The 24,988-nt window shown below is 43.8% G+C and carries 19 protein-coding genes; 1 reads left to right on the forward strand and 18 read right to left on the reverse strand.

Features of this window, described 5'->3' with window-relative positions; all coding sequences use genetic code 11:
* Nucleotides 1-188: 188 nt before the first annotated feature.
* Complete coding sequence (locus Q0791_RS08400; RefSeq protein WP_299004773.1) at nucleotides 189-752, forward strand: DUF4879 domain-containing protein; 564 nt, start codon at nucleotides 189-191, stop codon at nucleotides 750-752.
* Nucleotides 753-755: 3 nt separating this feature from the next.
* Here the strand turns inward: Q0791_RS08400 and Q0791_RS08405 are convergent, their stop codons facing one another.
* From Q0791_RS08405 to Q0791_RS08490, 18 genes are all read right to left on the reverse strand, one after another.
* Entirely contained in the window at nucleotides 756-1,517 is a 762-nt protein-coding gene (locus tag Q0791_RS08405; protein WP_299004776.1) for a hypothetical protein, read from the reverse strand.
* A gap of 464 nt (nucleotides 1,518-1,981) precedes the next feature.
* Nucleotides 1,982-4,333 (reverse strand): penicillin-binding protein 1B, encoded by a 2,352-nt coding sequence (mrcB, locus tag Q0791_RS08410; RefSeq protein WP_299004779.1) that lies wholly within the window; start codon nucleotides 4,331-4,333, stop codon nucleotides 1,982-1,984.
* A 9-nt stretch (nucleotides 4,334-4,342) separates the two neighbouring features.
* Complete coding sequence (hrpB, locus tag Q0791_RS08415) at nucleotides 4,343-7,072, reverse strand: ATP-dependent helicase HrpB (protein ID WP_299004782.1); 2,730 nt, start codon at nucleotides 7,070-7,072, stop codon at nucleotides 4,343-4,345.
* Nucleotides 7,073-7,259: 187 nt separating this feature from the next.
* Nucleotides 7,260-7,697 carry a DNA-binding transcriptional regulator gene (locus Q0791_RS08420; RefSeq protein WP_299004784.1) on the reverse strand — a complete coding sequence of 146 codons (438 nt, stop codon included), beginning with the start codon at nucleotides 7,695-7,697 and terminating at the stop codon, nucleotides 7,260-7,262.
* Nucleotides 7,694-8,371 (reverse strand): hypothetical protein, encoded by a 678-nt coding sequence (locus Q0791_RS08425; RefSeq protein ID WP_299004785.1) that lies wholly within the window; start codon nucleotides 8,369-8,371, stop codon nucleotides 7,694-7,696. The genes Q0791_RS08420 and Q0791_RS08425 overlap by 4 nt, the downstream gene beginning before the upstream one ends.
* Nucleotides 8,372-8,380: 9 nt before the next feature.
* On the reverse strand, nucleotides 8,381-8,992 hold the full coding sequence (locus Q0791_RS08430) for a hypothetical protein (RefSeq protein WP_299004787.1): 612 nt from the start codon (nucleotides 8,990-8,992) through the stop codon (nucleotides 8,381-8,383).
* A gap of 161 nt (nucleotides 8,993-9,153) precedes the next feature.
* Complete coding sequence (locus tag Q0791_RS08435) at nucleotides 9,154-13,449, reverse strand: DUF6531 domain-containing protein (protein WP_299004790.1); 4,296 nt, start codon at nucleotides 13,447-13,449, stop codon at nucleotides 9,154-9,156.
* A 339-nt stretch (nucleotides 13,450-13,788) separates the two neighbouring features.
* Nucleotides 13,789-14,073: a type VI secretion system PAAR protein gene (locus Q0791_RS08440; protein WP_299004793.1), complete on the reverse strand. Its 285-nt coding sequence runs from the start codon at nucleotides 14,071-14,073 to the stop codon at nucleotides 13,789-13,791.
* A 77-nt stretch (nucleotides 14,074-14,150) separates the two neighbouring features.
* Nucleotides 14,151-14,288, reverse strand: coding sequence for a hypothetical protein (locus Q0791_RS08445; protein ID WP_299004796.1), 138 nt, complete (start codon nucleotides 14,286-14,288; stop codon nucleotides 14,151-14,153).
* A 299-nt stretch (nucleotides 14,289-14,587) separates the two neighbouring features.
* Nucleotides 14,588-14,710, reverse strand: coding sequence for a hypothetical protein (locus Q0791_RS08450; protein WP_299004799.1), 123 nt, complete (start codon nucleotides 14,708-14,710; stop codon nucleotides 14,588-14,590).
* A gap of 349 nt (nucleotides 14,711-15,059) precedes the next feature.
* Nucleotides 15,060-15,341 carry a hypothetical protein gene (locus tag Q0791_RS08455; protein ID WP_299004802.1) on the reverse strand — a complete coding sequence of 94 codons (282 nt, stop codon included), beginning with the start codon at nucleotides 15,339-15,341 and terminating at the stop codon, nucleotides 15,060-15,062.
* Between the two features lie 487 nt (nucleotides 15,342-15,828).
* Nucleotides 15,829-16,023: a hypothetical protein gene (locus Q0791_RS08460; RefSeq protein WP_299004804.1), complete on the reverse strand. Its 195-nt coding sequence runs from the start codon at nucleotides 16,021-16,023 to the stop codon at nucleotides 15,829-15,831.
* A 163-nt stretch (nucleotides 16,024-16,186) separates the two neighbouring features.
* Nucleotides 16,187-17,497 (reverse strand): DUF6708 domain-containing protein, encoded by a 1,311-nt coding sequence (locus tag Q0791_RS08465; protein ID WP_299004809.1) that lies wholly within the window; start codon nucleotides 17,495-17,497, stop codon nucleotides 16,187-16,189.
* A 31-nt stretch (nucleotides 17,498-17,528) separates the two neighbouring features.
* Nucleotides 17,529-18,980 carry a hypothetical protein gene (locus Q0791_RS08470; RefSeq protein ID WP_299004812.1) on the reverse strand — a complete coding sequence of 484 codons (1,452 nt, stop codon included), beginning with the start codon at nucleotides 18,978-18,980 and terminating at the stop codon, nucleotides 17,529-17,531.
* Between the two features lie 3 nt (nucleotides 18,981-18,983).
* The gene (locus Q0791_RS08475; RefSeq protein WP_299004815.1) at nucleotides 18,984-20,270 is read right to left on the reverse strand and encodes a DUF6708 domain-containing protein; all 1,287 of its coding nucleotides are present in this window, start codon (nucleotides 20,268-20,270) and stop codon (nucleotides 18,984-18,986) included.
* 37 nt (nucleotides 20,271-20,307) lie between these two features.
* Nucleotides 20,308-23,592, reverse strand: a complete 3,285-nt coding sequence (locus tag Q0791_RS08480) for a toxin VasX (protein ID WP_299004818.1) — start codon at nucleotides 23,590-23,592, stop codon at nucleotides 20,308-20,310.
* Nucleotides 23,592-24,710, reverse strand: coding sequence for a DUF4123 domain-containing protein (locus Q0791_RS08485; RefSeq protein ID WP_299004820.1), 1,119 nt, complete (start codon nucleotides 24,708-24,710; stop codon nucleotides 23,592-23,594). The genes Q0791_RS08480 and Q0791_RS08485 overlap by 1 nt, the downstream gene beginning before the upstream one ends.
* A 4-nt stretch (nucleotides 24,711-24,714) precedes the next feature.
* Nucleotides 24,715-24,933 (reverse strand): hypothetical protein, encoded by a 219-nt coding sequence (locus tag Q0791_RS08490; RefSeq protein ID WP_299004822.1) that lies wholly within the window; start codon nucleotides 24,931-24,933, stop codon nucleotides 24,715-24,717.
* Nucleotides 24,934-24,988 lie beyond the last annotated feature (55 nt).

The raw sequence follows: 24,988 nt of genomic DNA on the forward strand, positions 1-24,988 counted from the left end.
TAGATAGTTCCATTAATGACCTCCATACAACGTAGAGGTCTTTATACCGTATCTGAAAGATCGTTCAATTGATCGTCCAAATTATTAACTGATCAGTATTAGGCCCTAGAGGTTGAGTTTTAAAAAAAACTACTCTATACCCAAGTTAGGGTTAAAAGCACAGGAAAATAACTATGGTCGGTATGAGTATGACTCAAAGGACACTTTATCTATTACTCTCTCTGGCACTTTTATTCAGTGAAACGCTACTTGCAGCAAGGATAAAAGATAATACTGTCATTAATATCAACCGATTTGCCAATAGGCCCAGTTTTCAGGGTCATGAATTTACCCTTAATGCATTACTGTCCTTATTACCTAATAGCAAGCGCCAAATGAACCCTAATAGAAAAGGCATTAGCTACTTTGAAATTGTTTCCATCGGCTCCAGCCATTTAGGTTGGATGAATGTCACACAATCACAAAAAGCCACCGAATTAAATCATGAAGGTCGACAATTGCTGGCTGTAGTCTTTCAATTTGGAGCAGGCCACTCTGCGCAAGCCAGCCTCAATGGGTCAACGAAAAATGCTTTTCATTCTGAGTATTTATGTGGCCAAGTGAACAGGCTTCACTTTTGCCAAGTAGGGGAAAAAGTCACCGCTTTGCTCCATTACTTTGATTTTAGCGGTCAAAAGCAAGGTCATTTAAATGTCACTTCTCACTCTGACAGCCACCCCTTCTACTGGAGTGACTCGATTTACATACAATAAACCCTATTTTTTGCTTTCAATGCCCTCTGCTTCATGGGCCGCACGCGTTTTAATTTCATACAAAGTAAAAGCTTCACGACTTCGTGTCCAAGGTTGGCCCGAGTCTGCATCATAATCTTTTGGCAAGCTGATCCCTTTAGGTGAATAAGCATCAATGCCCACTTCTCGTGATACATTCACTGCCCGTAAACTGTGATCAGCAAAAGCTACCACAATAGCCGTGCCTAACTGCTTAGCCCCATTAGCCAGTCTCACAACCTCTTTAGCCACCCCTAAGGTGCTTAAATAAATGACTTTACCTTGAGGATCAATTTTAGGATAAATAGAGAATAATAAATCAGCAGGAATGCGATCACCTATCGCCTGCGCCACTTCCCATTGAGCATAAACAGGCTTTTGATTTTGCTTAAAAATCTCAACAACGCGGTCGGCAATTTGCTCATTCATCGGCCCGGGTAATTTATTGCCTTTTTCATCAATACGATTCCCAAAAGAATAAGCAATAATACTGTCACCTTGTTGCACGTCTCGCATTTCAGCTTTCCACGTGAGCACTTGCTGCATTAAAAAATGAGTCAAGTCATTGGCTACGGCCTCATCACCCAATTGGCTGAACAGTCGTAACTTAATGGCCTCATTAAGTTGCAGTTCAGTCACATCAGAATGATCTTTTGCCGCTAAAGATGAATAAGTATCCACTTCGGCAGCAACAGCTTGGCCTGACAACAGCAAAGGTAACACAATAGCAGGCGCTAAAGGTTTCATAAACGTCATACCTCATCAATTAAAGCCAAACACACATATATACCCGTGATACTTGAAGATGCCTGTTTTCAGAGCCTGTAAAAGTGCCTAATTCAAGGCGTATTATTGCAAGAATGCTTATTGCCTTTTAAGATTATACAACGCAGAAGTTGGTGCTTTTACAGACTCCCAACGGGCTGGTTTCAAAGCTTTTTATACTGCGTTATTGAACATCAGCTTAGAATGACTAGGCACGCTGTTCAAAGCCTTGCCTAAAAAGCTTTTAATTCCAGCTGAATCCTGCATCTTCAAGTATCACGGGTATAAGTGTGTAATGGCAAGTTCAGACGTTCCTTCGCAACAATATAATCAAATACCTATAATACGTTAAGTCTACACTCAACAGCCGCTAATAGACCACTAAAATACTCTCTTATAACCAAACAAGCTAAAAACTGTGTTTTCTCTCTATTTATTTTTAACACTTAAAAAATACGTTGCCACCAAGATAAAGGTTGACCGCAGTTCGCTGCCGGATGATAACTTTCACTTAATGCGGGTAAGGCGACAGTATTATGGCAATCACTTTGCCTTGCCACACCTGAAGTACGCTCAAAATAACCATTCACTACACCACTCACAGGAGCCATTCGCAGACTCATAGGCGGACGATTCTTTAAAAAGGCTTGATACACAGCCATGGCACCGTTGCTGCCATAAAGACCTGTTTTACCGTTGTCATCACGCCCCACCCAAATAGCTGCCACATTGCGCTCATCAAAGCCTGCAAACCAAGAGTCTCTCGAATCATTGCTGGTTCCGGTTTTTCCAGCCAAGGTCACATCAGGAAAAGCCTGACCTAAACGTGTCGCCGTGCCAGAGTGCACCACTTGTGTCATGGCATATTTCACCAAATAATCTGTCGCAGGAGAAATGGCTTGCTCACGAGCTTCACGCCTAACAGGTAAGGCTTTATTATCGGAGTCAAGCACTGCAGTAATAGACGATAAGTGTTGGTATTGCCCATTATCCGCCAGTGTTTGATAAGCTTGCGCCACCATAAGAGGTGAACCATTTACCGCTCCAAGTAACATAGACGGATATTGAGAAACTTTCCCTCGCCAACCAGCAGCCTCTAACGTATGAGCCACATTTTTCACGCCGACGGCCATGCCTAAATTCACCGTTGGCACATTCATGGATTTTTTAAAAGCGGTTAATAAAGGTACTTGCTCTCTAAATCTTCTGTCCACATTTTGTGGAGACCAAGTTTTTCCTTGGCCATTTTTAAGGGTAATAGGTTTATCTTTTAACGGCGTCGCTAAGCTGTATTTATCCCCTTCACTCAAGGCCGTCGCATACACAAAAGGCTTGATTAGCGAACCAATAGGACGACGAATTTCAACCGCACGATTATAACCATGATACCCAGGCACTTTATCGCCTACCATGGCCGCAATCCCACCAGAATATTTATCCGTGACCACCATGCCAACTTGCAAGGATTTATCATTTTGGCTTAAGCGCTTCATGGTGTCTTTCACCGCTTTTTCAGCCGCCTCCTGCGCGATAGGGTCAAGGGTGGTATAAACCTTAACGCCTGAACGTTTCAATAATGCTCCGCCATACTTATCATTTAGCTCTTGCTTAACCACAGCAAAAAAAGCAGGCAATTTTTGATGGACAGGTTTATCGGCTTTACGCAGGCCTAATGGCGATTCCACTGCTGCCTTGTATTCAGGCACAGTTAACTTACCCGCATCCATCAATAAACGTAACACTAGATCTCGACGCGCTTGGGCACGCTTGGGATAACGCCATGGATTATAATAAGATGGCCCCTTAATGACCGCCACGAGAAACGCTTGCTGAGGCAAGGTCAATTCGGCAATGGGCCTCCCAAAATAAAACTGTGACGCCAGCCCCATACCATGCACACCACGGGCTTTATCTTGCCCCATATACACTTCATTAAGGTAAGCTTCTAATATGGCATCTTTTGAATAACGAAAATCAATAATGATAGCCATTAAGGCTTCACGTAGTTTTCGCGTCAATGAGCGCTGACTCGAGAGAAAAAAGTTTTTAGCTAACTGCTGAGTGAGTGTCGAGCCTCCCTGCACGGTATGACCAGCACTAATATTAACCAATGCCGCACGCAATATGGCAAAAGGGTTAATGCCGTAATGCTCATAAAAAGTACGGTCTTCTGTCATGATTAATGCATTAACAATTTGTTTCGGGATCTGCGCCATAGGCACAAATAACCTGTCTTCTCCATCACCTGTGATAATACGATCCAATAACACAGGCTCTAGATGAAACACTGCTAATTGACGGTGATCACTTAATCTTGTCACCGAGCTCACCCCTTGATCATCAAAGGTTACCATCACACGCTGTGCAACTTGCTGCCCTGAAGGATGTAAAAAAGGACGACGCCAAACATCAATTTTGGTCTTAGAAGCTGAAAACTCGCCCACTTGACGAGGATTAGCCACTTTGCGATAACCCAGCAATTTAAGTTCAGACAGTAATTGGTTATGGCTGATTGCCGCGCCGGGATACAAGGCCATTGAACGACTAAACACTTGCGCTGGCAAATGCCATTTTTGCCCTTCAAATTTATTCGCAATAATTTGATCTAAATAAATACAATAAAGACTCAATGCCGCAAACACCACTAGGCTCAGCTTCCAGCACATAGACCAGACTTTACGGCCAGCGCCAAGTGATCCTTTGCGTTTCGGTTGCTTTTTTTTCGTCGTGCCTTTTTTAGCGACTTTTTTCTTAGGTGACACGCCTTTTTCTTTTCCGTTCGCTGTCGTTTTCATCATCTATCCACATTACTTCAATGTCTTTTTCTTTGTAAATTTAGTCGGTTGTGTATTAGCAGGATCATTCGGCCACAGATGTTTAGGGTATCGACCTTTCATCTCTTTTTTCACCTCAACATAAGGTCCTTGCCAAAAGCTTGCTAAATCAGCCGTTAACGCCAAAGGCCGTCTTGCTGGCGATAATAACGCCATTGTCACCACTAACTTGCCCTGCGCTAAACGCGGGCTCTCTTTCATGCCTAAGGCTTCTTGCAGACGCACACTTAATGTGGCACGTCCGGCATCATCATACTCTATTGCCGCTTGAGTCCCCGTTAACATCGGCCACTGGCTCGGCAGTAGGGTATTCAATCTTTGCTGTTGCTGCCATGAACAGGTATTCAATAGCAGCTGATAACAATCCAGCTTCATTAACTGGGTTAAATTACTGATATCGATCAAGTGAGGCGCTAACCAATCCTCTAAGCTATTCAACAAATATTGATCCGATATATTCGGCCATGCTTCGCTTGTATCGAGGCTTGTAGCCAGCTTAATGCGATATTGCAGCTGCCGCACCTTATCATTCATGTTCAATATTTGCAGCCCTTTGCTGCGAATTTGTGCTAACAGCGCTTGCACTCGATGTTCAGGCTCAGGTTGAGCTCCTGGCACTTTACTGAGTAAAATCTTACCCATATAACGCCTATTCTCAGAATAAAAGCGGCCTTTATCATCGTCCCATTCACAAAAATTAATCGAAGACACTAAAAAAGACAGGTCGTGATCCACTAAAAGTTCGGTTTTATGGCTGGCCTTTTGAGTCTTTTTAGTGGAGCTGGCCCTTAACAAGGTATGAGGAAACGGCGCCGCTAAATAGACTCGCGCCGCCATTTGTGATTTTTCCTGAAAATCCGCCACCACCAACCAAGGCTCAGCCGTTAACGGATCATTATCTGGCAGCTCCACTCCGGTGCCGTTAGCCAGCTGATAGCCTTTATTGCCTCTGGCCTTGGCAATTCTGTCTGGATAAGCTAGGCCTAATAAAAAAGCCACAGAGGCAGGACTGGCATGACTGATCACAAAGTGTAAATCCAAGGCCTTTAGATTAAGTGCCTTTAGATTAAGTGCCTTTAAATTAAGTGCTTTTCGCTCCCTAACCTTAGCATTCAACTTCCCCATAAACTGCTGAGTTAATTGCCCCGCCTCTCCTTTTAATGCCGATGATAACTGGGTCAAAATATTCACATTCATGCCCACACGGCTACGAGCACTCAATAGGCCTGCCACCGCACAAGCCAAACCGACTAAAGCACTATCATCATTTTTACAAGCCCATTCTTTGGCTTTAAGCAACATATGCGCTAAACGAGGAGCACACCCTAAGCCATAAGCTTCAATGCCGTGAGCGGTAATTTTACGCTCATGATCCACCAAAAATAATGTTTGTAGTAATTGCCATGCCGCCTCTTCATTGCCCACACTTGGCAAGGTCAACATAGGCAATTCACCCACAGATTTCACTCCCCAATAGGCACAATTAAACACAAGATCTGTCAGTTCACTGTGCTCAACTTCAGCCAAGTCCACTCTTGCTAATCGCCCTTGCTCTTCTTGCCCCCAGAGTCTTAATGCCACTCCCCTGAACAAACGTCCAGCACGGCCACTTCGTTGAGCACTTGAGGCTTGGCTAATGCGCTTTAAAGTGAGTTTACTCGTCCCTGTTTTAGGGTTAAAAATAGCTTGCCTTTGATAACCAGAGTCCACCACTAGGCCTATGCCTGCTATGGTTAAGCTGGACTCGGCCACATTCGTGGCTAAGACCACTTTACGTTGTCCATTTCGAGCAGGCGCTATGGCAATATCTTGAGCTTGAGGCGGTAAACTGCCGTATAAAGGACAAATCGCATAAAGCTTGCTGTCCAATCTCGCCTCTAGATAAGTTTGCAGCCGCTTGATTTCAGCTTGCCCCGGTAAAAAAGCCAATAAACTTTTGTCTTCTAAACCATCAAAGGTACTGATTTGTGACAAAAATGCATTATATTTCGCCATCGATGTCTTATCATGGGGCATCGATGTCTTATCATGGCCACCACATCGACTCGCCTCAAGCAAAGCGATAATCGCCGCTCCCATGGGCTCAAGCCAGGCTTGATGATGGAATGAATGACCCTTTTTGATACTATGATACGCCACTTCTACTGGAAAGCTGCGGCCTTCACTCTTAAGCATTATGGCTTGAGGCATTAACCTAGTTAAAGGCAGACTCGATAAGGTGGCCGACATGGCCAAAATGGCTAAATCTTCTCGAAAGCTTTGCTGGACTTCTAACGCCAAGGCTAAACCTAAGTCTGTGGTTAAATGACGCTCGTGGATCTCATCAAAAATAATCATAGCGACGCCACTCAGCTCAGGATCTTGCTGGATCATTCGCGTCAAAATACCTTCAGTCACCACCTCTAATCTCACCTCGGCACTGGATTGTGACTCTCCTCGAACACGATAACCCACTTCTTGGCCTAAGGCTTTACCTGTCACTTTTTCCCGCTGAGCGGCAATATAATGGGCCACGCTTCGAGTGGCCACTCGTCTAGGTTCCAACATAATAATTTTGCCTGATATTTCAGGCCAATCCAGCATAGCTAAGGGTAAAGCCGTTGACTTACCCGCCCCCGTTGGGGCTTCAAGGATCACTTGGTTATGTTGACGAAAGGCGGCGCGTAAATCACTTAGCAGATCAAGAACGGGTAGTTGACTCAAAACAGACTCAAATAAATTAATCGATACAAAATAATGCTAAACAGTGTACTCGGATCTCACATAAATTAAAAATAAGACGCTTTTTGAGAAATAATAAACAAAAACCGACGCATGAACGTCGGTTTATTAAAAGCACTTAATATGGGCTTATATTGAAAGCTTATATCGTAAGCTCAGCAAGATATCATCAACTCTTTAAAATCTGTTTCATGTCCCACAACGTATCAGACATTAAGCTTAAGGTGCCATGATGTAACTCATTTTCATCCGTTGCCAAAAGCAGCATATTAGTGGCTGATGTCACTTGGTTGAGCTTGTTACGCACTTTCTCATTGTCTTCCTGACTCAGCTCGGCAATCGGTGCGTTTTCTTCGCAAGCAGGATTAAACTGCAGTTGTTCAAATGCAGGTTCACGGTCTAACTGGTATTCATCCTCGGCAGCTTGATTAAAGTAGCGACCATAATTTTTGGCAATAAAACCCAGCAACTTAAACATTTTTCCTATGCTTGGCTGGCCTTCACCCGCCTGCCACTGCTGCACCTCCGCCTCGCTCACATTCATGATCTCGGCCAACTTTGCTTCAGTTAAATCGAAACTTGTGCGTATCTTTTCCAGCTCCCTCACATCCCTGCTCCTGTTAATCGTTTCGACGTTCCCGCCTTCACCGCCACATAGCCCATGCCCACTAATAGAAAGATTTCAATCATATTCATTGGCAAACGCAGGTATTCATAAATATCGTAAAAAAACATCGGCTCAAAGCCTACAAAGTAATTACCTAAAACATCTTTGCGCACTAAATCTTCAATGCCAGTGATCAAATTGGTCAATACAAACACCCCATACACACCCAGCAATAAATATTCCTGCGCGAAGCGTTTGTAATGCACATTAAGCTTTAAGGCTTGAGCTATGGGACCGCGATACCAAATCAGTGTCATCACCAATAAGTCATAGGCAATGTAACTGAAATAAAACACCCAGCTGGGTACTTGGCTCAATAAATACTCATTGAGCCACAAGACATCTACTAGTTTCATGACTGTTGGGATCATCAATAAATAAACCCAGTTAGGCAAGCGCCGACACATAAGTACACTCATACCTAACGCTAAGGCTAAACCAATATTAGATAACCACGCCCATTCACGAAATAACGTCGTAATCACAAACAATAAACTTAAGCTACTAGCGGCCACAAAGGCTCCTAACCACAACAAAGTTTTTTGCTTGGCAAAGTAAATCACTCCCGAGCCAATCAAGCCGATACCTATGAGCACGACAAACCACACATCCATGCTGAATCCCTAGCTCACCGCATCCTGTAAATAATATGCAAAATTAGGTTTAGTTGTTCCGCCACCAGCCATAGGCACAGGTGGCACCCAACCAGCATTACCATTCAATAAGGCAACATTGGCATCATTATTAGGTTGAGTCGTTCCACCACCACCCAAAGGCAAGGGTGACAGCCAACCCGCTCCACCATTCAATAAGGCAACATTGACATCGTTATTAGGTTTACTCGAGCCACCACCACCCAAAGGCGCGGGTGACAACCAACTAGCATTACCATTCAATAAGGCAACATTGGCATCCTTATTAGGCTTTGTCCCACCACCACCACCCAAGGGCATAGGTGGCACCCAACTCGCACTACCATTCAAGAAAGCAAAATTGGCATTGTTATTAGGCTTTGTCCCACCACCACCACCTAATGGCACAGGTGGCACCCAATCTCCCCCGTTAAGCGTCACAAAAAAACTCGCGCTCAATGCTATGGCTGTATCTTGAGTGTAAGAGCTCAATAAATACTCAGTATTAATAGGAGATCTTGCCGCCTTTGAAACAGCGTTTGCTGTAGGCATTTGAATGGCAACGGGATTGATATCAACAACGGGAGGCATATCCATGAACATAATATTTCCTTGTTTCTTGTTTCTTGTTTCTTGTTTCTTGTTTCTTGTTTACACTTATTAGATTATTGATTTTAACGTTAAAGATGCTTTATTAAACAGTAATTAATCATTGTTTAATAAATAAATCAAGCTTAAGTGCTTTTTTATACTTGTTTTAGTCTTTAGTGCAATTTATGGCTATTGGCATATTTCAAATGAATAAGCCGACCTAGACCATCATAATAGCAGCGCCAACTATCTCCTGTGGGAAGTAATACTGCCATTAACTTGTCTTCTTCATTCCAAATAAACCGAGTCTGTTTAGCGCTCAACTTAGCATCATGTACTCGCTTTTCAATCATACGGCCACACACATCAAAACGATAAATGACATTTCCAAAATGCTGCACACTATTGGCATAACCTTTGTTTATTAACCCTCCACCATACTCATCTTGCAGCGTTCTTTCATTACGCTTAGCTTTATGATTTCTAGATTCATAGCATAAGGCTTCATTGCTTATAGCTTCATTGCTTAAAGGCAAAGGTGATCGATTCATCCATAAACTCTCCATATTCTGCAATAGACTCTGCTGTAAATGGATAGGCTCGCGCTCAAAAACACATAGCGCTTTCTGGTTCACCATAGCGTTGCTGACGAGGTGCCGTTGACGAAGCGCTGCAAAATAGCCAATGAGGGCTTTATGTTCGCAACCTGCTTGCTGAAAAAAGGCTACACTTAAATATTCTTCCCGCCCCGCTTCCGTAACCGCTTCAGCAACCTCTTCATTAGCGGCTGGACTCATACCTTCGCTCATACCTTTACTAATACCTTCAGGGGTGCCTTTAGGAGTACTTTCGCCAATGCCGTCGTGAATGCTTTCGCCAATGACTTTACCCTTTACATCCAGTCGATAATCCACTCGCATTTTTCGTCCGCGTACATCATCACTGCTCACCGATAAGAGTTGCGACTGAGCATTATAGTGAAAGAAGGTATTACTCATCACCACTGCGCTCTCTACACTGGCTCTATCTACACCGGCTTTTTCATGCTTATCCTTCTTCACAAAGTGGCTCTCTTTTGCTACGCCACTTAAAGCTTGCTTTTGGATCAGGCGACCTAAAGCGTCGTAAAAAAATCGCAGCTGAGTCCCATCAAGCCCAGTACGCAGAGAAAGTCGACCTAGGGCATCATACTCGTACTTAACTCGTCGACCATCGCCATATACTAACTCGCTTCGCTCACCCGATGCATTAAAGCGATAACACCAATGACTCATTCCACTTTTCATGCCCATGAGTTGTCCGTGTGCGTCATAACCCAATTGCACTTTTTCAGGATTTTCACGCTTTTCACTTTTTTCATCATTTGGGGTTTTCGTGCTTTCATAATGACGTAGGCAACCAAAGGCGCCGTAAGTAAAGCGATAAATACGGCAAGGAAACGCCTTTTGTGATCTTGCTGCTTGATCTGCATTAAAGACACTCAATCGAATCAAATGACCGCGAGAATTATAGTGAAAAGTCTGGTGCTTAAGTGGTCTTTCATCTATCGATGTCGTCCACTTAGCGGGCCGCATCGACAGGTCATCATAAGACCAAGCGTGTTTCTTGCACTTAATAATGGGGTTTTGCATCAATGAAGAAGCCACAGAGAAACCGTTAAAATCAAACAAACTCAACGCTTTTCTGTCTAATTGAACCCGCTCAAATCGCGTCTTCATTAAAGCCGCCTCTGTTTGCCATTGCTGTGAAATCAGTCGCCCTAGAGCATCATACTCAAGCAAAAGCGTGTCTTTTATTTTTTGATATTGCCCTTTATCGCTCGCCTCCAGTCTAGGCGCATCCCTCAGCGCATTTTGATTGCTTAACTCCTCTTGAGCACTGATTTTTTCTATACGCTCAGGTAAATAAACCGCCTTTAATTGACCATCAGTGTGATACTGAAAGCCCATTTGGCTGCCATCTTGTTTCACAATCCAAGCCAGCTGTCCTCGGCCAGTATATTGATAAAAAAACTTGTCACCGCAAGGTAAACTCGCTTCAATGCGATTGCCTTTTTTATCGTAAAGGTACTGCCAAGTCTTCCCCTCACTATCGGTTGCAGAAACCAGCTTACCTTGATGATTAAAACCATAACGGTGAACACGATTGCCATGCTGTTTAATGGCACACACTTGGCCCCAATCATCATATTCCCAAGCCGTGCATTGGCCTAGTGGATCGATTTGACGGCGTAATTGCTCGCCACGCCATTCAAAAGAGGTGATCCCGCCCTTGGCATTAATCCATTTAACTAACTGTTTTTGGGCGTTTAAGTGATAACACACTATGCCTTTATGGCTAGTTTTATGATAAATAATGCCATTGTCATCATCATAGCGCCATTGCGCTCGACCTAACCCTTGAGCACCAATCCGTGATACTGCTCGCCCCTTGTCATCATAGCGATATTGCACCCATGATAAGTCCGAGGGCACTGGTGAGTCGGTTTTTGCTTCTATGGCCTCAATGCCACTGGCGGTTTTGAGCAAATGATCACTTGTATCATAGTCATAATAAGTACTATGCCGCCCATGAGCGTGACTGGCAGCCAATTGCTGCGCTGAGTTATAGGTAAAGTCCACCAAAGGCGCTATGGTGTGCTTTTTACTATCGGTAAGCACCAATTGCGTGATACAAGCTTGCTCAGTCACCACTTTTATATAACGGTCGTCACTCAATAATACCCAAGTCAGCAATCCTTTTTCATAGATAAAATGAATACTATTCTTATTTTCATCAATAATTTCAGACAATAATAAACGATTAGCGCCATTTTCATGACTGCTCGTCATGTGAAAATCACTCTCGTGACCCCCCATCTCATGAAAAACACTCTCATGTAACCCCGTGTCGTGAAAAGCCCTCTCGTGAAAGCCACTATCATGGCCCCCCCCCTCATGGAAACCACTCTCATGAAAACCATAAGTGAGCCCACTCACATGGCGCATATAATATCGCCCTTGAAAGCGTTTAAGCCACCAAGCGGGTAAGCTCGCCGATCGAACTTCTTGCCCTTCTAACGGAAAGGCAAAACGGGCTTGTTGTTTTCTTTCATCGATAAAGCAAAGCTGCCCAGACTCTATCACAAGACACAGATCCCAACTGCACCACCACGTTCGGCCCAATAGTCCTGAAATATTGGCCTCAGTGGCAGAGTTCTGATGCCAAGCTGAGGAATAAGCCCGTTTAAAAGTTAACGGAATAAAACCGGCGAGACTAAATTCTAATTGGCACGCTTGCATTCGCCCCGTGACATTATCGACGTTCTCACTGGCATTGGCGTTAATCTGTAATGCTTGCCTTTGTGTAAAGTCTTCAAGGCTAGTCCCAGCGAACATTGAATGCGAGCGGTTTTGAAGCTGATCTTGGATCTGATTTTGAAACTGATTCTGAATATTTGTCAACAAAGCGGCACTCATGTCAGTTTCAGACTCTCGCTCTCGTTCCTCCTCTGACCCTGATTCTGGCCCAGACTCTAACTCAGGCTCTCGTTTTAACTTAGGCTCTAGCAGTACCTTCCCCATGAAGTCAAACAAGCGATCCATGCTGTTAAAGCCCCTTAAACCTCGCAAAGCGTCATGATAAGAATGTTGATATTGATGCTGTTGATGCTGTTGATGCTGTTGATGGTTTTGATTAAGCACCGAAGTGTGCAAATTTGAAGGTTGCCCCGTTAGCATGCCTTCCATAGGCCAAAAAGCCTCATGCTGCAGGCCATCATAGTGAGAAGAATACCTACCCATGAAACTTTCAAAGGGGAAAACACAATAACGACTGTCAAAACAGGGGCTCAGAAAGTCTTCTCGAGTAAAATGCCCTTGTTGCTCAAAAGCTCCCTCGCCAAAATTCTCAACCAAGCATGTCCTCTGGCTAGCACCTCTGCCAACATTAAGAAGATGAGTATTAAAACGACTATTTTTAAAGTGAAACGCATCATTGTTGGCGTTATCTTTCGCAGCAGATGTGTTATCCAATACGCGCCTGTTGAATAATGAGGAGGATAATTGAAATGGATCAGGCAATGACGGCATATAAGCCTTTAGGCCATTAACAGGCCAAGTCGCGCCCTTTGAAGCAGTATCACCACCTTGCCTTTTTACAGGCATGCTAATTTGACGCGATAATGACTGAACAGAAAAGCCTTTAGCGAATAAAGAGTCCTTAGCCAATAAAGAGCCTTTAGCTAGAGAAAAACCTTTAGCCAATGAAGCGCTCTTAGTTAGTAAAGCGCCTTTAGCGAATTGCACACTTCTAATTAAATACGCCGTGACGTTAATGACGACTATTCCAACAAAATAGTCAAAAAAGGGGTAAAAAAAACGGTTAAAAAACCGGCTCACAAATCGGTCATTATTATTTTTTATTTTATTTAACATCACACCACCGATACACCACAGATTTAATCCCTCAATCTGATCTTGAGCGTCCATTCTAAAGCCAAACAAACCACGCGCCTATCGCCTTCACCCTTATTGCGTCATTTTCTACTTATTCGACACAAAAAAAGCACCACAAAATAAAACATAAAACGTTTAAGTCACAACTATCCCTTTGACCACAAGCAGAATAAGATGAATAGCCAAGGTAAAAGGTAAAAATAGATGCTAAAACAGTCGCAGCCTAACTGCGCAGTTAGGCCGCACTCAAAAATAACGTATTCAAATTTTGGCACTCGCACTCATTATTCCGAGTAAACCGAGTAAACCAAGTAAACCAAGTAAACCAAGTAAACCAAGTAAACCAAGTAAACCAAGTAAACCAAGTGAAGGTTAGCCAATATTAATAGTGCCGCCACCGGAAACCGTTCCGCCGCAATCAATGGCATCCCCATCACGGACAGCAGCCTTACCATCGATAAATACCGTGCTAGAACCCGCTTTAATAGAACGTCCATGGGGAGGATGTTTGGGCTTAATGTGTGGCAATAAAGGATCCCCCACTCGTGCCAAAGGACTGCCATCCCCTATTACTGTGCTCGACCCCGACACCACAGGCGTAGGAAAAAATCCATCATGTGCCGAACCTATATCACCCACTTTTACTGCATTACCCATAGTGTCTTCCTTAACCTGTTACCTTTAAAATAATTGATATGAAAATATTCAATGTGCTTTGTTGTTTCTTTGTATCGCTAATGGTTTTTGTACTGGCTCACTTTCCCGTAATAGCTGCCATCGCCTATTACTGTGCTCGCCCCCGACATCACAGGCGTAGGAAAAAATCCATCATGTGCCGAACCTATATCACCCACTTTTACTGCATTACACACTTTTCTACATTACACATCATGTCTTCCTTAACCTGTTACCTTTAAAATAATTGATATGAAAATATTCAATGTGCTTTGTTGTTTCTTTGTATCGCTAATGGTTTTTGTACTGGCTCACTTTCCCGTAATGGCTGCCATCGCCTATTACTGTGCTCGCCCCCGACATCACAGGCGTAGGAAAAAATCTATCATGTGCCGAACCTATATCACCCACTTTTACTGCATTACCCGCTTTTCTACATTCCCCATCATGTCTTCCTTAACCTGTTACTTTAAAATAATTGATATGAAAATATTCATTATGCTTTATTGTTTCTTTGTATCGCTAATGGTTTTTGTACTGGCTCACTTTCCCGTAAGGACTGCCATCGCCGATTACTGTGCTCGACCCCGACACCACAGACGTAGGAAAAAACCATCATGTGCCGAACCTATATCACCCACTTTTACTGCATTACCCGCTTTTCTACATTCCCCATCATGTCTTCCTTAACCTGTTACCTTTAAAATAATTGATATGAAAATATTCAATGTGCTTTGCCAGCCAGTTCTACTGGCAAAACACTGTCTAACCATTGATTATTTTACGCTTTATCTCCTTTTTTTAGGAAGTTTTGTTAAACCTTTTTCGTTAAATCACAAATGATATGGTATATTATTCACCCATTTAGAAATGTTATTAACCCTAAAATATTTATGTATACCAAAGCATTTAGATCTATTCTATTCATTTGAGAATGAAGACTATAAACAGAAGACAATAAACATCGGTTATTGATAATAACTATTATAAGCAGCTTCTACGCATAAATATCCTGCACTGCCTACAATAGCAACACCTGCTGCGACACTTAAGGCACTATTAAATGGCATTGAAACCGAGACTCCAGCCACAAATGCAAGTCCGTATCCTACCGTAGTAGCGGCCTCCAAGTAAGTAATATTATCTGCTATAAACGATATATTTTTACGTGTTTGACTTTTCTCATAACCATCACTGTTATAGCCCCCACTGACTTCGCCAATTTCTTTAAGTGTAAGTGTATGCATCATTTTCACCCTATGTAATCAATTAAGAGCGCGATTATAATTTCTATTAACAAACATTAACTACCATAAAAGTTAAAAACTATCAGAAATATATAAATTATTTTGAAGTCAATGTGTTATGCACTTTTTATTCACTTTCGAAAATAGCAGCCACCCACGCTTTGACATCGCCGCGATTACCCACTTTTTGTGAGTAAACATCATGTCCTCTTTAACCTTTTCACGTTTCGATAAATTAAAATATACTCACTATTACATAACAAACCGATTTTCTGACAAGGCTTTTATCCTACAAACCATTACCTTACAAGCTATTATCTTACAAAGCTTGCCGCTAACACCCCTTGTTTAAATAGCTTTTCTCTTACAAGTTGCACTCTATGCTCAGCCCCAAACTCACTCAATACTCACTCAAGAAACTATGATAAGATTAATTAACACAAATTAACCTCACTTTTCTTAGCCTGTAAAAAAAGCAGCAGCGCTCTTCTCAGAGCAAGATCATCACTAGCATGACAATGCACAACCCCCCCAACACAACATTGAGTCGCCCTATCCATTTTTTGGCACTTTGGCCTTGCCCCCAGTCGCTCAAGCTAAGCTCGTTCAAAGATCCCTCTTTAGCCATGTCAGAAGTCGAATCACTCTCAACACCACCGTTCACTTCTCCAGCGCCATCACACATACACACCTCCCTGTTTCACTTCCAGTATTTTTCTGGGTTGATACTACACAGATTGATTCTTTATTTTACAATAACTTCTTTTAAACTAGGTCAGCATAAATCAGTCCGTTTCATTTCATCGCATCCCTGCATTTTTATTCATTCACTCTAAATACACTGACAATTACGCTATCTTGTCTTCTTTATTATCTGTTTTGCTTGCATTATCACTTTGAGCCTTATTTTCAGCTCTCATTGCGGCATGCAGATCTGGCTGTAAGCGCTCTTTGCAGTAATCCATAAACTCGCCACCCTCGCTAAGGTATTGAGTCAAAGCCTTAGTGTGTTTCACCGATAGCGCACTAGGTTTGGCCCATTCTGACTCAGGCAATGGCTTAGACCAATCATCAATGGTACTAGGCATAGCTTTCATACTGTATTTGTGATCCCACTCCGCCACCCAGTAAGGGAATTTCCACCAGCACATGACATTCCAGATAAAGTTCAATCCCATACCTAAATAGGATTCTGAAAAATCTAGCATGCGCACTTTAAACCAGAACTTTGGGCTATGAGCAAAACTATAATATTGACGCTCTCGATTGGCCTTAAAGCTATGTAAGCCCTCATACTCGCCGATACGCTTAACCACATAATCGGGCAGCGCCTCAATGCCGGACTCCATGTAGGCACGAATGGCTTCCCACTGAGTCAGTCCCATGCTAGGCATAGGCACACCTTGAGTAAAAAACCAATATTTATCTGCGGCTTTATCCTCAAAGGCCATGCCAAAAGTATGAGTTTGCATCACATTGGCGCCATTCGTCCCTGTCGAAGTGGATACCCAAGCCACCACATCCTCCCATGGGCAAATGATAGGTCTGTCACTGCCCTCATTAAAAAAGCACACCTCTCGCCTCTGGCGATGAAAACGGAGCGGCCGCTGCCGCGCTTTTTTTAAGGTGGTATCAACAATCGAATAAATACATAATCCTGCCAGAAGTAACCAAGTAGCAAAAATCCCCGCGCCCTCTTTTGATAAAAGGGTTATCAATACCTGACTCGGTTCTCTTGTTAACGTTATATTTAAGTCTGAGGCAGAGCTGCCAAACAGCTTTCGCTCAAAACGGGCATCTAGCTCTGACATGGGCTGGATCGGCCGTGATATTTCTTTATAGAAAATTAGTGACAATAAGCATATATTAACAATCATTATCAAAGTCATAATAAATACTGCAGCCTGAACCTGAAAAGCCTTACCATGATTACTGCTGCCCACATCGAGATAAGCCTCATTGACCTCTATAAAGCTACCATTATGATCCGCCGCTTCAGCCCCCGTGGGTAACGGCAGCGGCGAGATAAACAGCGACTGGCTGGTGCCCTGATTTTTTACATCCCCCGCGCTGGGGCGAGTATTCGGGTGAGGCGTAAGCTCTGTTGTTAGAGAACGGTCATCCTTTTTCGATTTCTTTTTTTTAAACAACTGGAACATCGCTTCCCTGCATTTTTTATTACTTATGTTGTTAAGCTTTGCTGTTTCTTTGCTTGGCCAAAAGATCCTGCACTGCTTCGCTTTCCCAGCTGTATCCTTGTGCATACAAGGACTCAAGTTTGTCATTAAGTGCCATTAATTCAACTGATGTGGTTTGCCATTCACTTTCAGGGATAGCCACCGACCACGCTTTGATATCACCGCGATTGCGCACTTTTTTTGGGTAAACATCATGTTGGTATTCCAACATCACATGGGCTAAATAACGTAAGGTTAGCCAATACCACAGCCGCCAAAAAACATACATCACCGGACTTTGCTTCCAGCGCTTTGCCAAGTGTCGCTTATAGCCTTCACGGTTATAAGTGGGCTGGGCTCTTTGTTCGCTGTTGGCACCTTGTTCGCTATCGGCATTGTGTTCGCTGTCGGCACTTTTATCGTTGTTCACTTTTGTTTTACTGAGGGCGCTTTCACTCATAGAGCGGCCATTGGTTAGCATGTACTGGCGGATCGTTTCATATAAACTAAAGGCTTCATCTCGTGAATGCACAGGGATCGCCACCGCAGCAATATTATACTCCACAGCTTTATCAGCCATTATTGGCGCGCTAAAGACTAATTTTTGCATGCTAGTGCCACCCCACAAATTCATTAAACTGGATGATTGATATTCCACTCGCACTTGTTCCCAAGGTACTGAGACCAGCTCTTCTCCCTCATCCTTGCCATGCTCAGCTTGATAAACCTTCAACTGCCGCCAATACACTCGCCAAGGTTTAATGAATTTATAACAAGCAAAAGATCCTAAAATTAAAGGAAGACCACACCAAAGCACTTCATCCAGCCCTATAGATTTCGCTTCTATAAAATATCGATATAAACTACTTAATAAAAAAACTCCCCCCACACCTAGTAATAAATAAGACGCAAACATTAACGCTACTGTGCTGTCTTTATCCCACACTTGTGGCCGTTTAGGTGGCTGAAATTGTTTAAGTCTGGATAGCATGACTGCTTGACGCTGACCATGAAATCGCAACGGCAAGACACTGGCCGACTCTTGAGCGAGATCTTTTTGCTCATGCCAAAACCAAAAACAAAGTGCAAGTAGCACAGGTAAAGTCAATGGCAAAGACACTAATGAATATTTTGCAGCAGTTAGCGACCAATACACCCCATAAAAAAACATGCACAAAATACTCACCCGCATCCAGACAAACAGTTGCATAATGGGCACACTGGCATTCACTTGGCTAAACTCGATAAATTGCGGCGTATATTGTGATAAAAAATGAGTGACGCTCACAGGTTCACGGCCCGTATTCACAGGTTTTGGCCCCAATCCAATGCGAATGGTACCTTTATGCTCGACAGTTTCACCACTTGTAAGCATAAGCACCCTTTGTTGCTCAGCCTTCCCCTCACCATAAGAGGTATTGACTTCACTGTTGTTTTTATCTGCACTGCTTAACGATGCGCTCATGTTCTACGCTATCTTGTCTTTTTTATTATCTGTTTTGCTTGCATTATCACTTTGAGCCTTATTTCCAGCTCTCATTGCGGCATGCAGATCTGGCTGTAAGCGCTCCTTGCAGTAATCCATAAACTCGCCACCCTCGCTAAGGTATTGAGTCAAAGCCTTAGTGTGTTTCACCGATAGCGCACTAGGTTTGGCCCATTCTGACTCAGGCAATGGCTTAGACCAATCATCAATGGTACTAGGCATAGCTTTCATACTGTATTTATGATCCCACTCCGCCACCCAGTAAGGGAATTTCCACCAGCACATGACATTCCAAATAACGTTCAATCCCATGCCTAAATAAGATTCTGAAAAATCTAGCATACGCACTTTAAACCAAAACTTTGGGCTATGAGCAAAACTGTAATATTGACGCTCACGATTGGCCTTAAAGGTATGTAAGCCCTCATACTCTGCTTTTGGCGGGCAATGCTCCACTCCCAGCTCCATGAAAGCACGAATGGCCTCCCACTTCATTAACGCCGTCGCAGGGTTAACCACACCATGAGTGAAAAACCAATATTGATCTGTCTTCTTATCTTCAAAGGCCATGCCAAAAGTATGAGTTTGCATCACATTGGCGCCTGTGGAGCCGATGGAGGTGGATACCCAAGCGACTACATCCTCCCAAGGGCAAATGATAGGTCTGTCACTGCCCTCATTAAAAAAGCACACTTCTCGCCGCTGGCGATGAAAACGTATGGGCCGCTGCCGCGCTTTTTCAAAAGTTGTGGTTAAAACAGTATAAGTACCTGCACCAGCCAACAATAGCCAAATACCAAAAAATCCCAGCCCTTCTTTCGATAAAATGGTCATGACGACCTGACTCGGCTCTCTTTTTTGCGGTACACTTGAATCTGCGGCAGAACGACCAAACAGCTCACGTTCGATACGCACATCTAACTCTGACATGGGTTTAATGGGACGTGATATTTCTACATGCACAACAAAAGCGAACATAGCAATAAAAAAAATGGTGACCATGGTCATCAAAGATGTGTACATTTGCACCTGAAAAAACTTGCCATAATTACTGCTCCCAACATCGAGATAAGCCTCATTAACCTCAATAAAGCTACCATTATGATCTGCCGCTTCAGCCCCCGTGGGTAACGGCAGCGGCGAGATAAACAAGCTTTGACTCAAACCATGCTTACGTACATCCCCCGCATTGGGACGATTGTTTGGGTGGGCATCGATTAAAGGCTCATTCTGTTGACTTTTATGAGCTTTATTTTTTTTAAATATCATTGCTTATCCATGGTTCCATTAACATTGAACGAATAAGTTAAAGCATGTCTTCAAGACGCAACTGTATTAAGGGCGCATTTTGCTGACGGGTTTTTAACATGCCAACTCTTTTCACCCCTTGTTCATGACCTAACTGTTCAACCTGAAAATACAATACGTCATCTTTTACTGACTCGGGGGTGGGACGATAATGTACAGCCAACGCCAAACCATGCTCGGCATTAGCTTCATTAGGGTAAATAGGCAAGCCTATGACTAAGGCCTCATCAGGTTTGCTCATGACCCGCCATTGATGCTGCAAGCTTTCAGTGGCTGCCACCCAATCGTTACGGGTGTGGTTTTGCAGCCAATAAGCAGCAATTTTGACTCGCGCAGCATTTAAATCTTTGGTTAGAATACCGGGGAAACTTAATACTGCGGCATGACCTTGACTGTATACCTTAATGCTTAATTGCGGCACTTCGGTCACACGGGCCAACTGCATATTACTTTCATCTAAACTGATATTAGTCGTATTAGTGCCCCATGAGGAGTCCATGAGCCATTGATTACGCTCACTCAATTGCATCTGATTAATCAGTGCCATTGCCCCCCATTGCAAAAAAGACACTCCCACCCCCAATAGCGTCACCTTAAAACCAATACTCAGTAAGCGCCCCGCATTCGCTGCCCATGCGGCAGCTCTAAGTTGTGGTTGCATTCTCATAACATCAAGGGTTATTCGCCCTGTATGCATAATCCCCCAAAAGTTCACTCCCGCAAGGCCAACATTAGTACTTAAACTAAGGCTCGCTTTTAACATACCATCGCTATCACCTTGTTTAAGGGCTAGTTGGAATTTATCGGCTTGGTTTAATATTTCAGCCGCTGAGGCGATTATTCCAAACCCATAGGCTCCGATACCAAACACCGCGGTTAACCTACCAATCTTGGCACTAAAGTGCACTTCAGCTGCTGCACTTTGATATTGCGTAAGATAATGCTTGTTACTGCTTACTGCTAGCCCTTGAGCCGCAGCAAAGCCAGCACTGAGGCCATTACCTACATTGATGAATAACCCATAAATATCAACAGTATTAGAACTGGAATATTCCTTTGTCACCTTTGCTGCATTAACTAACTGATACACAGCCACAACCACACCTAACATATCGAGTGTGCTAGGTTTAAAGGCACTACTGGCGGTTTTATAATGTTGATGATCCACTGTCATCTTAGCCAACATACTATGCTGCTCGGCACTAAGGCCTTTAATTTGCACCCCGACTTGACTGGGGCCGTCCCCCACAGGACTCATGGCTTGCGCCAGCTGCGGCTCTAACGCATCAAGCTTCAACTGATTTTGCTTGCGATTTTGGCGCCACTGAGCAATTTGAGGGCTTCTACGCCCAGTGCGCCTTGCTGAAACTTCAGCCTCGCGAATGCGGTTTTTCAATTGCGTGTTTTCCTCGCGCAGCGCCTGAGCTTGTTGCCAGTGACGGTCAAATTGCTGCACCTCACCTTGCGAGGCTAATTCGATCGTGATACCAGTTTGTGACACGGCGCGCAATAAACTTAACCAAGTGGCGTGACTTAAATCCCGTAGCACTTTAGCAGGATTGAGCGCTCTACCTTTATTGATATACTCGGAGATGTTTTGCATGCCATCGGCTAATTCTAATTGCCTAATGGGTGCCATGGCAGCCATGTTTAGGCCATAAAACACACTCATCTGCTCTGAAAGTTGATTAACTTTTGGCATTTTCTCAAGCAACAAACTATTAATATTGGCACTGAGATCATTAATACCAGCCACGTCACCGCTGGCATCCACTAGCACTTTTGCATCTTTGATTTTACCAGAAATGTCTTTTTGCAGTGCCACCAGATCCGCATTGGACTGAGTGTAAAACAGTGGCACTGAGGTCAGTAATAAACTGTCTTGAATAGCTTTTACCGCTTCAATGGCTTGCTCATTACGACAAATATCTTTGATACAGGCATATTCAGTAGCGAGAGCCGCTAACGCCTGACTATCGCTGTTAGCATCGAAATACCAAGCGGCATGGTAAAAGTGGCCCAGTAAATTAGCCCTGTCGCGGCTGACGGCATCCAACTTTTGGTTCCACTCTTGCAACTTTTGCCGCTGCTCGGCTAAAAAAGCCTGCATGTCATTCTGACGAATGACATCTACTATCCCCTTTGCGCCAACCTCACCGTCCCAAAAGTGCCAAAATGGCACGCCGTTGAGCTCTTTGTCATATTGTGACTCCAGTTCAAAAATAAAGTCTTGGTATTTCGTCGCTAACTCAGGCCCTAAGGTTTTCCTTAATTTCACAAACAAGTTCGCTGCCACAGTGCTATGCTGGCCATATTGCTGCTTAGCATCAACCCAATCGATAATGCTTTGCTTTTGCTTGTCGTTCAGCTCATCTTTTAATTTAGCGTATTGCTCGCCTTCAACCTTAGTGGCTTCGATCAACTTTTCATGGTTCATTTCCAGCAAGGTTTCGATATAGCAAGCTTCTACATAAGCCTTTTGACGTTGATCATCCTCGCCCCAGTCTATGATGTGATCCACTAATAAATCTTGATAACTGGCTAAATCCCTAAGTACACCTATATCATCCTTTACCACTAAATACAGGTAGGCGTATTCATGATCGGGATCGATATCATGGATAAGCTCCTCTGGCTGTATACGTCGGTATAGCGCCTGATGCTCCCACTTGTAATCTTGATCTTGAGTGATGGCCTTTACAGGATCTTGTGCGCTCGGCTCGGCGGCCACTTCTGCTAACTGGCGCTGCATTTGCTCTGGCGTCAACACATGCTCATTACCCTCGATGGCATCGATATTATCCAGCGCCACCTGTTGCATAAAATGCTCGCGTTCCGCCGCGCTTTTTATCACTTGGCTGCATTTTACCGCCGTCCACTGCACCTCAGAATAAGCCGTAAAAATAGGGGTGGCTTTACTGAAAATCAGCTTAGCTTCACCCACCTCATTTGTACGTTCATCACTGCCGACCTCGCCGCCGCGCCAAAGCAGCTGAGTGATAATGCCTTGCTCGATGCGATACTCATGTAAAAGGGTGCTATCCTTTTTTGGCACCACAATATACAGCCAACCATCTCGCAACAACCTTATGCCTAAGGGCTTAGACTCAGTTTGATAGGGCATTTCAAGATTCCCCCTATCCAATTGCTCATCACTGCCCTCACACAATCCATATCTCAGAGGAATAAGCTGCACGCTGCCGCCCATGAGCGGGCATGATGACACTGGGTTATCGGCTTCTTTGCTTCTGGCCGCTCTGGCCGCGGTATTGGCACTGCTCATCAAATGGATCCTCCTTGATTGACTATTTGTTCATCGCTGCGGGCGCTTTCTGCTATCACGCCTTGGGCACTGCTACTGGCTCTTTCTTGGCGAATAACTCTGCTTTTTTCATCGCTGTGGGCCTTTTCATCGCTGTGGACTTTTTCATCGCTGTGGGCACCGCTAATGGCTTCGGCTTTTTCGGCGGCAAGGGCGATACGTTGTGAAGGTGTGAGTTGGCAGGGCTGACTCAATAGCTGCTCGATATCGGAATACTGTTTATTCAATACGGCTGCCTCGCCTAAATAACCTAGTAGATTGAAAAAATAATAGAGATCTCTTTCTTGGCTAAAGCCTTTTCTCTTAGCAAAATCGGCCCAAAAACGCATGTTTCTCTTATCTTGATCTTTCTCATTTGGGCCTCTCTCATTTTGTGGCTGCTGTAACCGCTTAGCTAATTCAGGAAACCACTGCTGCACATGCAAATGGAGCTTGGCCAGTAAATTTTGATAACTCACCTCCCCCAGCAATGCCCACTGCGCATCGGTTAACCGCCACAGGGCGCCCTCTTCTTGTTGAATAGGGTTAATGGTTTTTCGAGGATTCTCTAAATAATGCCACTGCTCTTTTTGGCCCTCTTTTTGACACTCTTTTTGGCCCTCTTTTTTGATGAATGCAGGAGGTGTAATAGGGATCCATGCGCGCTCAACATTGAGCCATAAAAAACCAGTATCGATTGACATCAATCGCCATGCCACTTCAGGATCCGCCTGCTTGTAAATGACTTTACTCTTATAGGGGCTAAGCACTTGAATATAACTGCGCAAGCTCTCGGCTTGTTCTTCTAACGGCAATAAACTGGAAAAAATATACCCGTGTTTTCGTGCTTCACTTTGAATAAACCAGCCCAATAAACGCTTATCGAGATCCGCCGTTAAATTGATTTGCACTAGACACGGCCCCACTTCTCTTAACGCATTCCATGGCTCAAATAAATACACGGGCTCATAGTTTGGGTTTTCTAGAAATTGATATAGCTTTTGTTCTAATTTATCAATTTTGCTGCCATCTAATAATAAATAACAAGTTTCTTTGGCATGCTCAGTTAAAGCCGTTAATGTGAGTTCATCGATTATCATGTGTTTATCCTTGCTCACAGACTTCGCAAACAGGATCGTCAGACTTTAAGGCGGCAATTTGACTATCGACGGCTAACTTTGGTTCTTGTGCATCTGTTTCTTTACCCGCCGCAGGCGCTGACTTTTCATTCGCTGAGGGCTCTGGCTTTTCATTCGCTGAAGGCTCTACCTCTATCTTTTCATTCGCTGAGGGCTCTACCGCTTCATTGGCAGCAAGCGTCACGGCGGTGTAATCAAAGTTGGCTTCCCTGCAGGGTTATTGCTCAATGATAATTTTA

Source organism: uncultured Shewanella sp., assembly GCF_947495455.1.
In the GTDB taxonomy this organism is placed as follows: Bacteria; Pseudomonadota; Gammaproteobacteria; order Enterobacterales; family Shewanellaceae; genus Shewanella.

Excerpts from the sequence above, each read along its gene's own strand:
- Q0791_RS08400 (WP_299004773.1), top strand. The coding sequence starts at position 189 with ATGACTCAAAGGACACTTTATCTATTACTCTCTCTGGCACTTTTATTC.
- Q0791_RS08405 (WP_299004776.1), bottom strand. The coding sequence starts at position 1,517 with ATGAAACCTTTAGCGCCTGCTATTGTGTTACCTTTGCTGTTGTCAGGC.
- mrcB (WP_299004779.1), bottom strand. The coding sequence starts at position 4,333 with ATGATGAAAACGACAGCGAACGGAAAAGAAAAAGGCGTGTCACCTAAG.
- Q0791_RS08425 (WP_299004785.1), bottom strand. The coding sequence starts at position 8,371 with ATGGATGTGTGGTTTGTCGTGCTCATAGGTATCGGCTTGATTGGCTCG.
- Q0791_RS08430 (WP_299004787.1), bottom strand. The coding sequence starts at position 8,992 with ATGTTCATGGATATGCCTCCCGTTGTTGATATCAATCCCGTTGCCATT.
- Q0791_RS08435 (WP_299004790.1), bottom strand. The coding sequence starts at position 13,449 with ATGGACGCTCAAGATCAGATTGAGGGATTAAATCTGTGGTGTATCGGT.
- Q0791_RS08440 (WP_299004793.1), bottom strand. The coding sequence starts at position 14,073 with ATGGGTAATGCAGTAAAAGTGGGTGATATAGGTTCGGCACATGATGGA.
- Q0791_RS08450 (WP_299004799.1), bottom strand. The coding sequence starts at position 14,710 with ATGATGGTTTTTTCCTACGTCTGTGGTGTCGGGGTCGAGCACAGTAAT.
- Q0791_RS08455 (WP_299004802.1), bottom strand. The coding sequence starts at position 15,341 with ATGATGCATACACTTACACTTAAAGAAATTGGCGAAGTCAGTGGGGGC.
- Q0791_RS08460 (WP_299004804.1), bottom strand. The coding sequence starts at position 16,023 with ATGTGTGATGGCGCTGGAGAAGTGAACGGTGGTGTTGAGAGTGATTCG.
- Q0791_RS08465 (WP_299004809.1), bottom strand. The coding sequence starts at position 17,497 with ATGTTCCAGTTGTTTAAAAAAAAGAAATCGAAAAAGGATGACCGTTCT.
- Q0791_RS08470 (WP_299004812.1), bottom strand. The coding sequence starts at position 18,980 with ATGAGCGCATCGTTAAGCAGTGCAGATAAAAACAACAGTGAAGTCAAT.
- Q0791_RS08475 (WP_299004815.1), bottom strand. The coding sequence starts at position 20,270 with ATGATATTTAAAAAAAATAAAGCTCATAAAAGTCAACAGAATGAGCCT.
- Q0791_RS08480 (WP_299004818.1), bottom strand. The coding sequence starts at position 23,592 with ATGAGCAGTGCCAATACCGCGGCCAGAGCGGCCAGAAGCAAAGAAGCC.
- Q0791_RS08485 (WP_299004820.1), bottom strand. The coding sequence starts at position 24,710 with ATGATAATCGATGAACTCACATTAACGGCTTTAACTGAGCATGCCAAA.